The organism is Pseudogulbenkiania ferrooxidans 2002 (assembly GCF_000174355.1).
GTDB classification, from domain to species: domain Bacteria; phylum Pseudomonadota; class Gammaproteobacteria; order Burkholderiales; family Chromobacteriaceae; genus Pseudogulbenkiania; species Pseudogulbenkiania ferrooxidans.
This window is the reverse complement of record NZ_ACIS01000009.1, coordinates 22,785-37,108: the sequence shown is the minus strand read 5'-3', so window position 1 is coordinate 37,108 and position 14,324 is coordinate 22,785. Positions and strand designations below refer to the sequence as shown.

Here is a 14,324-nt window from a genome sequence, read left to right as displayed (position 1 = left end):
CAACCTTGGCCGAGCGGGCCGCCGTCAGCGCCCGCGCATGAACAGGTTGTCGAGGTCCTTCATGGTCAGCCGGCTCCAGGTCGGGCGGCCGTGGTTGCACTGGCCGGAGCGTTCGGTGGCTTCCATGTCGCGCAGCAGTGCGTTCATCTCGGCCAGCGTCAGCTGGCGGTTGGCGCGTACCGCGCCGTGACAGGCCATGGTGGCCAGGAGCTCGTTGCGGCGCTCGGTGAGCACCCGCGTTAGGCCGAATTCGCGCACGTCCTTCAGTACCGCGCGCGCCAGCTCGACCGGGTTGCCATCCTTCAGCCACACCGGCACGCCGCGCACGGCGATCTGGGTGGGGGAGAGCGGGGCGAGCTCGACGCCGAGCCGCTTCATCTCCTCGCCGTGCTCGTGCACCGTGGCCGCTTCCATGCGGTCGGCGGCGAACGACACCGGCAGCAGCAAGGGCTGCATCGGGATGCTGTCAGCTTCCAGCGCGTTCTTCAGCCGCTCGTAGACGATGCGCTCGTGCGCGGCGTGCATGTCGACCACGATCAGGCCTTCCTGGCACTGGCTCAGGATGTAGACCCCGTGCAGTTGCGCCAGGGCGAAGCCGAGCGGAGGGATGCCGTCGTCGCTGTCGGGCAGGGTGGCCAGCGTGGCGGCAGGCAGCGGCGACGGCAGCGGTCCTGCCGGGCGGGTGTCGGCCTGGCGTTCTTCCTCGCGCAGCCCGGAGAACATCGCGTCGTATACCCCGATCGCCTCGCGCGCCACGCCGAGCGGAATGCTCTGCTGCTCGTAGCGGTAGCTCTGCACCGGGGTGCGGCCATTGCCGGTTTGACTGGTGGCGAACAGCCCGGCTGGCGCCGGGCTGGCGCCGGAAAGGTTGGCCGAAGACGGGGTGGCGACCCCTTCTGCCAGGGCCACGGCGGGGGCCGCCCCGGCCGTGGTGGCCGCCAGGGCTTTGTTGACGCTGTGGAACAGAAACTGGTGGATGGCCTGCGATTCGCGGAAGCGTACCTCGATCTTGGTCGGATGCACGTTGACGTCCACCCCGGCGGGGTCGATGGTCAGGAACAGCGCGTAGGCCGGATGGCGGTCGTGGTGCAGCACATCGCGGTAGGCCTGGCGCAGGGCGTGCTGCGCGGTCTTGTCGCGCACGAAGCGGCCGTTGACGTAGAAGTACTGGGCGTCGCGGCTGGCCTTGGAGTAGGTCGGGCTGGCCACGAAGCCCGCCAGCTGCAATCCGCCGGCCGCCGTTTCCAGCGGCAGCGCCGCCTCGACGAAATCCTTGCCCAGCAGCGCACCGACGCGCTCGGCCAGGGACTGAGCCGGCAGGCGCCATACTACCTTGCCGTTGTGGCGCAGCAGAAACTCCACCTGCGGATGCGCCAGCGCGATGCGCTCGAAGGTGGCCGCGCAGTGGGCGTACTCGGTGTTCTCGCTCTTGAGGAACTTGCGCCGCGCCGGGGTATTGAAATAGAGATCGACCACTTCAACACTGGTACCCGGCGCATGCGCCGCCGGCTCCACCGAGTGCAGTGCACCGTCGATGGCGATGATCTGGTACGCGTGCGCCTCCTCGTGCGGACGGCTGATCAGCGTCAGCCGCGACACCGAGGCGATACTGGCCAGCCCCTCGCCGCGAAAGCCCAGCGTGGCGACGCTTTCCAGGTCGGCGAGCGAGGCAATCTTGCTGGTGGCGTGGCGGTCGAGCGCCAGCGGCAGGTCATCCGGCACGATGCCGCCGCCGTTGTCGGTGACGCGGATCAGCTTGATGCCGCCTTGGGCGAGATCGACAGTGATCCTGTCGGCACCGGCGTCCAGGCTGTTTTCCAGCATTTCCTTCAGTGCCGAGGCGGGACGTTCCACCACCTCGCCGGCGGCGATCTGGTTGACCAGGTGGTCGGGCAGGGCATGGATGCGCTTCATGCGGTCTTGCGTGCCAGGCGCTTGTGGCGCCAGATTTCGACGAGGCCCGGCAGCAGCGAGACGAAGATGATGCCGAAGATCAGGTATTCCAGGTTGCTTTTCACCACCGGCAGGTTGCCGAACAGGTAGCCGGCGTAGGTGAAGCTGGCCACCCACAGCACGCCGCCGATGATGTTGTAGGCGAAGAAGCGGCGATAGCTCATCGCGCCGGCCCCGGCCACGAACGGCGCGAAGGTGCGCACGATCGGCACGAAGCGGGCCAGGATGATGGTCTTGCCGCCGTGTCGCTCATAGAAAGCATGGGTCTTGTCGAGGTATTGCTGCTTGAGCAGGCGCGGAAAGCGCGCCATCAGCGACAGTCCCAGACGGCGGCCGATGGTGTAGTTGACACTGTCGCCCAGCACCGCCGCCGCGATCAGCGTCGCGACCAGCGCGTGCGCGTTCATGCCGCCGGTGGCCGCCAGGGTGCCGGCGACGAACAGCAGCGAATCCCCGGGCAGCACCGGGGTCACCACCAGGCCGGTCTCGCAGAACACGATCAGGAACAGGATCAGGTAGATCCACGGGCCGTACTGTGCCACCAGCACCGCCAGGTGGCGGTCGATGTGTAGCACGAAATCAAGCAGAAATTGAAGGGCTTCCATGGCGTTCATTGTACAGGAGGTTGGCCGAAGCCGTTGAGACGGCGAGCAAGAGGGGGAGGGCGAGCTACACGCCGGTGGCGATCGGGCATCGCAAAAGAAACTGGCCGGACAGGCCGGCCAGTGCAGTGATCAGACTACCGCTTCGTCCTTGGGTTTCTGCGGCTTGATCATGTGCTCGCGCGCCACGCCCAGCCACAAGGCGATCGGGCTCGCCACCAGCACCGAGGAATAGATGCCGAATACGATGCCGATGGTCAGCGCGATGGCGAAACCGTGCAGCGCCGGGCCGCCGAAGACCAACATCGACAGCACCATCGCCTCGGTACAACCGTGCGTGATCAAGGTGCGGCTCATCGTCGCGGTAATGGCGTTGTCGATGATCTCGGACACGTTCTTGTTGCGCATCGCGGCCTTGCGGAAGTTCTCCCGGATACGGTCGAACACCACCACCGACTCGTTCACCGAGTAACCCAGAACCGCCAGGACGCCGGCCAGCACGGTGAGGCTGAACTCCCACTGGAAGAAGGCGAAGCAACCCAGGATGATCACCACATCGTGCATGTTGGCGATGATGGCCGCCACGGCAAAGCGCCATTCGAAGCGCAGCGCCAGGTACAGCATGATGCCCAGGCACACGATGATCACCGCGGTCAGGCCATGGGTGACCAGCTCCTCGCCCACGCTTGGGCCGACGAACTCGACCTTGCGCAGTTCCACCGCCGGGTCGGCCGCCTTCAGCGTGCCCATCACGCGCTCGGACAGCTGTGCCGAGCTTACGCCCTGGCGGCTAGGCAGGCGGATCAGCACGTCGCGCGACGTGCCCAGGCTCTGCACCGTGGCCTCGCCGAACTTGAGGGCGTCCACGCGGTCGCGGATGTCGTTCAGGTTGGCCGCCTGCCGGTACTGCACTTCCATCACCGTGCCGCCGGTGAATTCCACGCTGAAGTTCAGGCCCTTGGCGAACAGAAAGAATACGGCCAGCAGGAAGGTCACCAGCGAGATGGTCGTGGTGAGCCTGCCGTAGCTCATGAACGGGATGTCCCGTTTGATGCGGAAAAGCTCCATTGCGTCCTCTAGAGGTAAGGGCGAGCGGCTTGGCCGCCCGCCTGGAACCGGTTCACGATCTGCTGCGCCATCCCCGAGCGGGGTTCGGCTTCGGTTTGAAAATCAAATGGACAACATGTCCATCTGATTTGTCGCCTGCTTCGCCCCGCTGGGGATCGTTCGCAACAGATCGTGGGTTCTTACGATTCAGGTTTCCAGACCTGGCCGATCGACACCGTGGCCAGGCGCCGCTTGCGGCCGTACCACAGGTTGACGAAGCCGCGCGATACCAGGACCGCCGAGAACATCGAGGTCATAATCCCCAGGCAATGCACCACGGCAAAGCCGCGCACCGGGCCCGAACCGAAGATCAAGAGCGCGAGGCCGGCGATCAGCGTGGTGATGTTGGAGTCGAGAATCGTGGCCCAGGCATGCTGGTAACCGGCCTGGATCGCGGAGTGCGGCGGCACGCCGTTACGCAGCTCCTCGCGGATGCGCTCGTTGATCAGCACGTTGGCGTCGATCGCCATGCCCAGCGTCAGTGCGATGGCGGCGATGCCGGGCAGGGTCAGCGTCGCCTGCAGCATCGACAGCACCGCCACCAGCATGAACAGGTTCACTCCCAGCGACAGCGCCGAGATCAGGCCGAACACGCGGTAGTAAATCAGCATGAACACGGCGATGGTGGCAAAGCCCCACAGCGTGGAGTGGAAGCCCTTCTCGATGTTTTCCTTGCCCAGGCTCGGGCCGACGGTGCGCTCCTCGATGATGTTCATCGGGGCGGCCAGCGAGCCGGCACGCAGCAACAGCGCGGTATCGTTGGCTTCGGCGGCGTTCATGCTGCCGGAAATCTGCACCCGGCCGCCGCCGATCTCGCTGCGGATCACCGGCGCGGTCACCACTTCGGCTCGGCCTTTTTCCACCAGCACCATCGCCATGCGCTTGCCGATGTTCTCAGCCGTCACCTGGCGGAAGATCGAGGCCCCGGTGGAGTCGAGATTGATGTGCACCGCCGGCGTGCCGTTCTCGTCGAAGCCCGGCTGGGCATCGTTGATGTTGTCGCCGGTCAGCTCGACCTCTTTGCTTACCAGTATCTTTTGCGGGCCGCGCGGGGTCAGCTCGTCCAGTAGTTCGTAGCCACCAGGTACGTTGCCGGCCAGTGCCTCGGCCACCATGCTCTGGTCGTCGGACACCATGCGCACTTCCAGCGTGGCGGTACGACCCAGAATGTCCTTGGCCTTGGCGGTGTCCTGCACGCCCGGCAGCTGCACCACGATGCGGTTGGCGCCGGATTGCTGGATGATCGGCTCGGCGACACCCAGTTCGTTGACACGGTTGTGCAGCGTGGTGATGTTCTGCTTCACCGCATCGCTCTGGATGCGGGTAATCTCCTCCGGCTTCAGCGTCAGGCTCAGCTTGTAGCTGTTGTCGTCGCTGGTAAAGCTCAGGGAAGGCAGGGCACGTGCCACGGCGTCCTCGGCCGCCTTCAGCGTGGCTGCGTCACGTAATTGCACTTCCAGCGTGTTGCCGTTGCGCTTAATGGCACCGTAGCGGACCTTCTTGTCCTTGAATTCGCGACGGATATCGCCGGCGTAGCGCTCCATGGTCTTGTCGGTGGCCGCCTTCATGTCCACTTCGAGCAGGAAGTGAACGCCGCCGCGCAAGTCCAGCCCCAGGAACATCGGATAGGCCTTGAGCTTGGTGAGCCAGTCGGGCGAGGCCGCCAGCAGGTTGAGCGCGATGATGTAGTTGTCACCCAGCGCCTGCTGGATGGCGTCGCGCCCCTTGATCTGGGTGTCCGGGTCGTGGAAACGGACCTTCAGGCTATTGCCGTCCAGGAACAAGCCGTCCGGGGTAATGTGCTGGGCGGTCAACGCGGCTTCGACGCGGCCCATCAGCGCGGTGTCCACCGGAATGGACTGACGCGAGCTGGAAATCTGGACGGCAGGGGTTTCGCCGAAGAAATTGGGCAGCGTATAGATCGTCGAGACGACCAGCGCTACCACGATGATGAAGTATTTCCAGAGTGGATAGCGGTTCATGTGCGAGAGTCTGGCAGAAGGGAAATGGCCGCCCGTTCAGGCGGCCCGGGTGCATTACAGGGACTTGATGGTGCCCTTTTCCAGTTTGGCCGATACCGCGCCGCGCTGGATCTGGACTTCCACGCCGTTGGCGATTTCCACCGACAGGTACTGCTCGCCGGCCTTGGTTACGCGGCCCACGATACCCCCTTGGGTCACCACCTCGTCGCCCTTGGCAATTTCGGACAGCATTCTCTGCTGTTCCTTGGCGCGCTTCTGCTGCGGGCGTACCAGCAGGAACCAGAAGAGCGCGAAAATCACGACCATCGGCAGGAAGCCCATCAGGTCGAAACCGCCCGGAGCGGTGCCGGCAGCGAATGCGGGGGTGATGAACATCGTGTTAACTCCCTTATGTTTGTTGTCTATCAGTATCCGAAGCGGGCCATTGTAGCCACGCCGTGTTGCTTTTCCAACCGTAGCGGCAGCGCAAACCCGGTATGACCCTGGTCTGAAGCCCTGGTTCCATCGCCTCAATCGGCTCCGCGTGCTCGGCGCTGGGCAAAATCGACCTGGAACGCCGGGAAGCGGTCCTCCTCGATGGCCTGGCGCATTTCCGCCATCAATTGCTGGTAGTAATACAGGTTATGGATGGTGTTGAGGCGCGCTCCCAGGATTTCTCCGACCCGATGCAGGTGGTGAAGGTAGGCGCGGCTGAAGTTGCGGCAAGCGTAGCAGCCGCACGTCTCGTCCAGCGGTTTCTTGTCATCCTTGTAGCGCGCGTTCTTGATCTTCACGTCGCCCCACTGGGTAAACAGCCAGCCATTGCGCGCATTGCGTGTCGGCATCACGCAGTCGAACATGTCCACGCCGTTGGCCACCCCGTGCACCAGGTCCTCCGGGGTGCCCACGCCCATCAGGTAGTGCGGCTTGTCGGCGGGCAGCATGTCCTTCATTTCTGCCAGCATGCGGTACATTTCGGGCTTGGGCTCGCCGACTGACAAGCCCCCGATGGCGTAGCCGTCGAAACCGATCTCCATCAAGCCTTCGAGCGATTCGCGGCGCAAATCGGTATAAAGGTTGCCCTGCACGATGCCGAACAGCGCGTTGGGGTTCTTCAGGTCGTCGAAAGCGCGGCGGGAACGTTCCGCCCAGCGCAGGCTCATGCGCATCGACTTGGCGGCGGTGTTGTGGTCAACCTGGCCCGGGGTGCATTCGTCGAAGATCATCACGATGTCCGAGTTCAGCACCTTCTGGATTTCCATCGACTTTTCCGGGGATAGGAACAGCTTGTCACCATTGACCGGGCTCTGGAAGGTCACGCCTTCCTCGGTGATCTTGTTCAGCGCCCCCAGGCTGAACACCTGGAAACCGCCGGAGTCGGTCAGAATCGGCTTGTTCCAGCCAATGAAGTCGTGCAGCCCGCCAAATTGTTGGATGACTTCGAGGCCGGGGCGCAACCAGAGGTGGAAGGTGTTGCCCAGGATGATCTGCGCGCCGATGTCGTTGAGTTCGACCGGGCTCATCGCCTTGACCGAGCCGTAGGTCCCCACCGGTTGGAAAACCGGGGTCTCTACCGTGCCGTGGTTCAGTTCCAGCGTCCCCCGGCGGGCGCCGCCGGACGTTTTGTGTACGGTAAACTTCAGCATGTAAATAAGGTTTGCATAGTAAAATCAGCGCGCTAGTATACCCGAAGCGGTCTGTCTCACGAATTTTTGCTGTTAGGGGCTTGCCAAGGATGGCTGTAGTGAGTATTATGCATTCCTCGACGACAGGCACGTAGCTCAGTTGGTTAGAGCACCACCTTGACATGGTGGGGGTCGTTGGTTCGAATCCAATCGTGCCTACCAAAATTCAGCATTGGAGCATTCCCGGAAATGGCTTTCCGAACTACTATCACCCGTTATTCGCGCTAGTCGCGCCTTGCGGGATGTTCCATGCAAAAAAGTGCGGCTTTGGCCGCACTTTTTTTTTGTTTTCCGAATTTGATCGCGCCTTGCCCGGCCATACTGCGTTGGAGTTCACATGCCTGATATTCGCCTGCCCGACGGCTCTGTCCGTTCCTTCGATAAACCGGTTTCCGTGCACGAGGTCGCTGCCTCCATCGGTACCGGTCTGGCGCGTGCCTCGCTGGCAGGCCGTGTCGACGGCCGACTTGTTGATACCAGTCATGTGATCGACCGTGATGCAGATCTGGCCATCATCACCGACAAGGATGCCGATGGTCTCTCTATCATTCGTCACTCCACGGCACACTTGCTGGCCTACGCCGTCAAGGAGCTGTTCCCCGAGGCGCAGGTGACGATCGGCCCGGAAATCGAAAACGGTTTCTACTACGACTTCAGCTACAAGCGCCCGTTCACCCCCGAAGACCTTGTTGCCATCGAGAAGAAGATGGGGGAGTTGGCCAAAAAAGATATCCCAGTCGAGCGCTACGAGCTGCCCCGCGACGAGGCTATTGCCTACTTCAAGTCGATTGGCGAGCACTACAAGGCCGAGATCATCGAATCGATCCCGCAGGGAGAGGTGCTGTCGCTGTACCGCGAAGGTGATTTCACCGACCTCTGCCGCGGCCCGCACGTGCCGTCCACCGGCAAGCTCAAGGTGTTCAAGCTGATGAAGGTGGCGGGTGCCTACTGGCGTGGCGACAGCAAGAACGAGATGCTGCAGCGTGTCTACGGTACTGCCTGGGCCAAGAAGGAAGACCTGGCGCAGTACCTCTACATGCTGGAGGAGGCTGAGAAGCGCGACCATCGCAAGCTGGGCAAACAGCTCGACCTGTTCCATCTGCAGGATGAGGCGCCGGGTATGGTGTTCTGGCATCCCAAGGGGTGGCAGTTGTGGCAGTCGGTGGAGCAATACATGCGCGCCACCCTGGCCGAGGCCGGTTATCAGGAAATCCGTACGCCGATGGTGATGGATCGCATCCTGTGGGAAAAATCCGGTCACTGGGAGAACTACCGCGAGAACATGTTCACCACCGAGTCGGAGAAACGCGACTACGCGGTCAAGCCAATGAACTGTCCGGGGCACGTCCAGGTGTTCAACCAGGGTTTGCGCTCCTATCGTGATCTGCCGTTGCGCTATGCCGAATTCGGTGCCTGTCATCGCAACGAACCGTCCGGTGCCTTGCACGGCATCATGCGCGTGCGTGGTTTCGTTCAGGATGACGCGCACATCTTCTGTACCGAAGAGCAGATCATTGATGAGGCCAAGGCTTTCAATGAACTGACCATGCGTGTCTACCGCCAGTTTGGTTTTGACAATGTTTCGGTCAAGCTGTCGCTGCGGCCCGAGAAGTACTCCGGCACCCTGGAGGCATGGGATCGTGCCGAGAACGGCCTGCGCGAAGCGCTGCGTGCGTGCGGTATCGAATGGGAAGAGCTGCCGGGTGAGGGCGCGTTCTACGGTCCGAAAATCGAATACCACATCAAAGACGCGCTTGGCCGGTCCTGGCAGTGTGGTACCCTGCAGCTCGACTATGTGCTGCCGGAGCGCCTGGGGGCCGAGTACGTGGCGGAAGACAACAGCCGCAAGCGTCCGGTAATGTTGCACCGAGCCATCCTGGGGTCGCTGGAGCGCTTCCTTGGTATCCTGATCGAGAATCACGCCGGGGCCTTCCCGTTGTGGCTGGCGCCGGTGCAGATGGTGGTGATGAATATCACCGAAGCGCAGGCTGATTATGCAGCCTCTGTGGTGCAAACGCTGAAAAAACAAGGCTTCCGCGTCGAGCTCGACTTGAGGAATGAAAAGATCAGCTATAAAATCCGCGAACACAGTCTGCAAAAACTGCCGTACCAGATTATTGTGGGCGACAAGGAAAAAGCAGACGGTCTGATTGCCGTTCGTGCTCGTGGCGAAGATTTGGGCCAGCTGACGCTGGACGACTTCGTGGCACGCCTGAAGGCCGAGATGCCTCAGTGACGCGGTGTCGGGCTTGATGAACAATTAATAGGAGATTTGGCTATAGCTCAGGAACGTGAAGCACGGATCAACGGCGAAATTACCGCCCGCGAGATCCGTCTGGTAGGTAAGGAAGGCGAGCAGCTCGGCATCGTGAGTCTGCGTGAGGCAATGGCAGCGGCCGAGGAGCTGGACATCGATCTGGTCGAGATTTCTCCGACCGCTCAGCCGCCTGTCTGCAAGCTGATGGACTATGGCAAGTTCAAGTACGAGCAGTCCAAGAAGCGTCACGAGGCCAAGCTCAAGCAGAAGCAGGTGCAGATCAAGGAAGTCAAGTTCCGTCCGGGTACCGACGACGGTGACTATGGCGTCAAGCTGCGCAACCTGGTTCGCTTCCTGAGCGACGGTGACAAGGCCAAGGTAACGCTGCGTTTCCGCGGTCGTGAAATGGCTCACCAGGATATCGGCCTGGCCCTGCTCAAGCGGGTCGAGGCGGATCTGGCTGAAGTTGGCACGGTCGAGCAGTTTCCGCGCCTGGAAGGTCGCCAGATGGTAATGATGATTGCCCCGAAAAAGAAATAATCGGGTATAATCAGCGGTTTGACACGGCAGGTTCGCCTGCCGTGTTGATTTTGTGGCGCTCCGGTGCTGCAACAAAAAGCGGGACGTTACGGTTTGCAAGCATCGAAAGATCACCGTGCGTCGGATCTAAAGAAATTCAGCAGGAGTTTTCCATGCCGAAGATGAAGACCAAGTCGAGCGCGAAAAAACGCCTCAACGTATTGGGTGGTGGTGGTGTAAAGCGCTCTATGGCGTTCAAGCGTCACATTCTGACCAAGAAAACCACCAAGAACAAACGCCAGCTGCGTGGCACCACCATGGTGGATGCGAGCAACATGGCGTCCGTTCGTGCAATGATGCCCTACGCTTAAGGAGTTTGATCAATGCCTCGTGTTAAACGCGGTGTAACCGCTCGCGCTCGTCACAAGAAAATCCTTGCTCTGGCGAAAGGCTATCGCGGCCGTCGCAAGAACGTCTATCGCATCGCCAAACAGGCGGTGATGAAAGCCGGTCAGTACGCTTACCGTGACCGTCGCCAGAAAAAGCGCCAGTTCCGCCAGCTGTGGATCGCTCGTATCAACGCCGGTGCACGTGAACTCGGCCTGTCCTACAGCAAGTTCATGAACGGTCTGAAAAAGGCTGCCATCGAAATCGACCGCAAGGTTCTGGCCGACTTGGCCGTGTTCGATAAGCCTGCTTTTGCCCAGATCGTTGAAAAAGCGAAAGCAAGCCTCGCTTAATCGCTGGACGATCAAAAGGGAGGCAGTGATGCCTCCCTTTTTTTTACATGCTTTTCGAGATGGCTGACCAGACCGCCTGACGACCATCCGGTCTGGCCAGCTTTCTTACGCATACGGTGTGAGCTACATGAACAATGTCGACACGATTCTCGAGTCGGGGCTGTCCGCGCTGGACGCGGTGCAGGATCTGGTGGAACTGGAACAGGTCAAGGCGCGCTACCTTGGCAAAAGTGGCGAACTGACCGAGTTGCTCAAGCAGCTAGGCAAATTGCCGGCTGAAGAGCGCAAGGCGGCCGGTGCGGCGATCAATGCCGCCAAGCAAGCCTTCGAGGCCCGTCACAACGAGCGCCGCGACCTCATCAATGCCGACAAGCTGGCGCGCCAGCTGGCAGCCGAATCGCTGGATGTGACCTTGCCGGGGCGAGGTAGCTCCGTCGGCGGGCTGCATCCGGTGACGCTGACGCTGGAACGCATTGCCACGCTGTTCCGCAGCATGGGGTTCGAAGTGGCCGATGGTCCGGAAATCGAGACTGACTTCCACAATTTCCAGGCGCTGAATATCCCGGAAAATCATCCGGCACGAGCCATGCAGGACACCTTCTACGTTGAAGGTGGCGATGTGCTGCGTACCCACACCTCGCCGATCCAGGTGCGTTACATGCTGAACAACGAGCCGCCGATCAAGATCGTGGCGCCGGGTCGCGTGTACCGTGTCGATTCCGATGCCACCCATTCGCCGATGTTCCACCAGATGGAAGGCTTGTGGGTCGATCAGGATGTCAGCTTTGCGGACCTCAAGGCCACTGTCACTGACTTCCTGCGCCGTTTCTTCGAGCGAGACGATTTGCAAGTACGCTTCCGCCCGTCATTCTTCCCTTTCACTGAGCCGTCGGCCGAAATCGACGTGCTGGGTGAACGCGGCTGGCTCGAGGTTGGGGGCTGCGGTATGGTGCACCCGAATGTGCTGAGGAACGTCAATATCGACCCGGAGAAGTACACTGGCTTCGCCTTCGGTATCGGTCTGGACCGTTTTGCCATGCTGCGCTACGGCGTCAACGACCTGCGCCTGTTCTTCGAGAACGATCTCAACTTCCTCAAACAGTTCAACTGATAGCGGGCAGGGGAATACTTACGATGCAATTTTCCGAACAATGGCTGCGTAGCTGGGTCAATCCGTCCCTGAGCACCGACGAGCTTTCCTACCTGTTGACCATGGCCGGCCTGGAGGTCGAAGAAGTCAACGCAGCTGCGCCGGCCTTCAGCGGCGTGGTGATCGCCGAAGTCAAGGAAGTCGTCAAGCACGAGAATGCCGACCGTCTTCGCGTGACCAAAGTCGATGCCGGCACCGGCGAGCTGATCCAGATCGTCTGTGGTGCGCCGAACGTAGCCGTCGGCCTGAAAGTGCCGTGTGCCTTGCCGGGCGCTGTTCTGCCGGGCGATTTCAAGATCAAACCGACCAAGATGCGTGGTGTCGAGTCAGGTGGCATGCTGTGCTCCGGCAAGGAACTGGGTGTGCCAGACGACGCCGATGGCCTGCTGGTACTGCCGGCCGATGCCCCGGTCGGCACGAGCATTCGCGACTACCTGTCGCTGGACGACAGCCTGTTTACCCTCAAGATCACTCCGAACCGCGCCGATTGCCTGTCGATCAAGGGCCTGGCTCGTGAAGTGGCGGCACTGACCGACAGTGCCTTGCAGCCGATGGCTATTGCCCCGGTGGTGCCCGCGCACGACCAGACCGTGCCGGTACGCATCGACGCCCCGCAAGGCTGCGGCCGTTATATTGGCCGTGTGGTGAAAGGGGTCGATGCCGCGGCTCCGACGCCGGACTGGATGAAGCACCGCCTGGAGCGCTCCGGTCTGCGCTCGATCTCGGCCATCGTCGATGTTACCAACTACATCCTGCTGGAACTCGGCCAGCCGATGCACGCCTTCGATCTCGCCAAGTTGGACGGCGCCATCAACGTGCGTATGGCTCGCGCCGGTGAAAAACTGGTTTGCCTGAACGAGCAGGAAGTCGAGCTGACCGAGAATCTGCTGGTGATCGCCGACGACGCCAAGCCGCTGGCCATTGCCGGGATCATGGGGGGTCTGGAGAGTGGTGTCACCACGGCTTCGCAGGATGTGTTCCTCGAGAGCGCGTTCTTTGCTCCGGCCATGATCGCCGGCAAGGCGCGCGAGCTGGGCTTCGGTTCCGATTCGTCCTATCGCTTCGAACGCGGGGTGGATTTCCAGTTGCAGCGTGACGCCATCGAGCGCGCCACGGCCTTGATCGTCGAAATCTGCGGTGGCGAAGCCGGGCCGCTGACCGAAGCGCAGGGGCAGCTGCCGCAGCGCCCGGCTGTGGCCGTGCGTAGTGCGCGTGTCAACAAGGTGCTCGGCCTGGGGCTGGCGCCTGACTCGATTGCGGACATCTTCACCCGTCTGGGGCTGAGTTTCGATGCCACGGCTGAGGGCTTCGCCGTGGCGCCTCCAGCGTTCCGTTTCGACATCGAGATCGAAGAGGACTTGATCGAGGAAGTGGCCCGTGTCTACGGTTACGATGCGATCCCGTCCGACGCTCCGCGCTCGCGCATGAAGATGCTGCCGCTGCCGGAAACGCGCCGGCCGCGTGAATTGATCCGTCAGCAGTTGGCGGCACGCGATTACCAGGAAGTGGTCAGCTACGCCTTCGTCGATGAGCGCTGGGAGCGCGACTTCGCGGGCAATCCTGACCCCGTCAAGCTGATCAACCCGATCGCGGCCCAGATGAGCGTAATGCGCTCGACCCTCTTGGGAGGCCTGGTTGATGTGCTGGTCGGCAACGTCAACCGCAAGCAGTCGCGCGTCCGCGTATTCGAAGTGGCCCGGACTTTCCACAAATCGGCCGATGGTTTCAATCAGCCGGAAAAGATCGCCGGCCTTGCCTGGGGTTCTCGTCTCCCTGAGCAGTGGGGGGCCAAGACCGAGCGGGTGGACTTCTTCGACGTCAAAGCCGACGTGGAGGCATTGCTTCATCCACATCCGGTCGAGTTCCGCAAGGCGACTCACCCGGCCTGCCATCCCGGTCGTTGTGCCGACATCTTCCTGGCCGGTCAGTTGGTCGGGGTGATTGGCGAACTGCATCCGCAATGGGTACAACAGTACGATCTGTCTTCCGCGCCTGTGGTCTTTGAGCTGGAATACGCTGTCGTGGAAGCTCAGCGCCACGTCAAGGCAGCTCCCGTCAGTAAGTTCCAGCCGGTACGCCGGGACCTGGCGCTGGTGGTGGACGAGCAGGTAGAAGTTGGCGCCATGCTGACCAGTTTCCGTCAGGCGGCAACCGAGATCGTCAGCGAAGTGGCGCTGTTCGACGTTTACCGCGGCAAAGGCGTGCCGGAGGGCAAAAAGAGCCTGGCGTTCCGTGTCGTGTTGCAGGATCAGACCAAGACGCTGACCGATGCCGAGGTCGAGACGGTGGTGAGCCGCCTGCTGGACGCCGTGTCGGCCAATCATGGGGCGACCTTGCGCCTCTGACCGGG

Annotated in this window: 12 protein-coding genes and 1 tRNA gene; 7 read left to right on the top strand and 6 right to left on the bottom strand. The window is 61.7% G+C overall.

The window, feature by feature from the left end; all coding sequences use genetic code 11:
• Positions 1-24: 24 nt before the first annotated feature.
• The 6 genes from mutL to tgt form a co-directional block, all read right to left on the bottom strand.
• On the bottom strand, positions 25-1,914 hold the full coding sequence (gene mutL / locus FURADRAFT_RS15720) for a DNA mismatch repair endonuclease MutL (RefSeq protein WP_008955143.1): 1,890 nt from the start codon (positions 1,912-1,914) through the stop codon (positions 25-27).
• Positions 1,911-2,567: a DedA family protein gene (locus FURADRAFT_RS15715; protein ID WP_008955142.1), complete on the bottom strand. Its 657-nt coding sequence runs from the start codon at positions 2,565-2,567 to the stop codon at positions 1,911-1,913. Before FURADRAFT_RS15715 ends, mutL begins: the two co-directional genes overlap by 4 nt.
• A gap of 120 nt (positions 2,568-2,687) precedes the next feature.
• Positions 2,688-3,623: a protein translocase subunit SecF gene (gene secF, locus FURADRAFT_RS15710; RefSeq protein WP_008955141.1), complete on the bottom strand. Its 936-nt coding sequence runs from the start codon at positions 3,621-3,623 to the stop codon at positions 2,688-2,690.
• A gap of 179 nt (positions 3,624-3,802) precedes the next feature.
• Positions 3,803-5,644, bottom strand: coding sequence for a protein translocase subunit SecD (secD, locus tag FURADRAFT_RS15705; RefSeq protein ID WP_008955140.1), 1,842 nt, complete (start codon positions 5,642-5,644; stop codon positions 3,803-3,805).
• A 54-nt stretch (positions 5,645-5,698) separates the two neighbouring features.
• Positions 5,699-6,019 carry a preprotein translocase subunit YajC gene (gene yajC, locus FURADRAFT_RS15700; RefSeq protein WP_008955139.1) on the bottom strand — a complete coding sequence of 107 codons (321 nt, stop codon included), beginning with the start codon at positions 6,017-6,019 and terminating at the stop codon, positions 5,699-5,701.
• A gap of 134 nt (positions 6,020-6,153) precedes the next feature.
• A complete protein-coding gene (gene tgt / locus FURADRAFT_RS15695) occupies positions 6,154-7,269 on the bottom strand; it encodes a tRNA guanosine(34) transglycosylase Tgt (protein WP_008955138.1) in 1,116 nt (371 codons plus the stop codon).
• A gap of 124 nt (positions 7,270-7,393) precedes the next feature.
• Here tgt and FURADRAFT_RS15690 point away from each other — a divergent pair.
• The 7 genes from FURADRAFT_RS15690 (at position 7,394) to pheT (ending at position 14,319) form a co-directional block, all read left to right on the top strand.
• Positions 7,394-7,470 (top strand) — tRNA-Val (locus tag FURADRAFT_RS15690).
• Between the two features lie 175 nt (positions 7,471-7,645).
• Entirely contained in the window at positions 7,646-9,544 is a 1,899-nt protein-coding gene (gene thrS / locus FURADRAFT_RS15685; protein WP_008955137.1) for a threonine--tRNA ligase, read from the top strand.
• 36 nt (positions 9,545-9,580) lie between these two features.
• Positions 9,581-10,105: a translation initiation factor IF-3 gene (infC, locus tag FURADRAFT_RS15680; protein ID WP_008955136.1), complete on the top strand. Its 525-nt coding sequence runs from the start codon at positions 9,581-9,583 to the stop codon at positions 10,103-10,105.
• A gap of 152 nt (positions 10,106-10,257) precedes the next feature.
• Positions 10,258-10,455 carry a 50S ribosomal protein L35 gene (rpmI, locus tag FURADRAFT_RS15675; protein ID WP_008955135.1) on the top strand — a complete coding sequence of 66 codons (198 nt, stop codon included), beginning with the start codon at positions 10,258-10,260 and terminating at the stop codon, positions 10,453-10,455.
• A 12-nt stretch (positions 10,456-10,467) separates the two neighbouring features.
• Complete coding sequence (gene rplT / locus FURADRAFT_RS15670) at positions 10,468-10,824, top strand: 50S ribosomal protein L20 (protein ID WP_008955134.1); 357 nt, start codon at positions 10,468-10,470, stop codon at positions 10,822-10,824.
• Positions 10,825-10,951: 127 nt separating this feature from the next.
• Positions 10,952-11,935: a phenylalanine--tRNA ligase subunit alpha gene (gene pheS / locus FURADRAFT_RS15665; protein WP_008955133.1), complete on the top strand. Its 984-nt coding sequence runs from the start codon at positions 10,952-10,954 to the stop codon at positions 11,933-11,935.
• Positions 11,936-11,958: 23 nt separating this feature from the next.
• The gene (gene pheT / locus FURADRAFT_RS15660; protein ID WP_008955132.1) at positions 11,959-14,319 is read left to right on the top strand and encodes a phenylalanine--tRNA ligase subunit beta; all 2,361 of its coding nucleotides are present in this window, start codon (positions 11,959-11,961) and stop codon (positions 14,317-14,319) included.
• Positions 14,320-14,324: the final 5 nt, after the last annotated feature.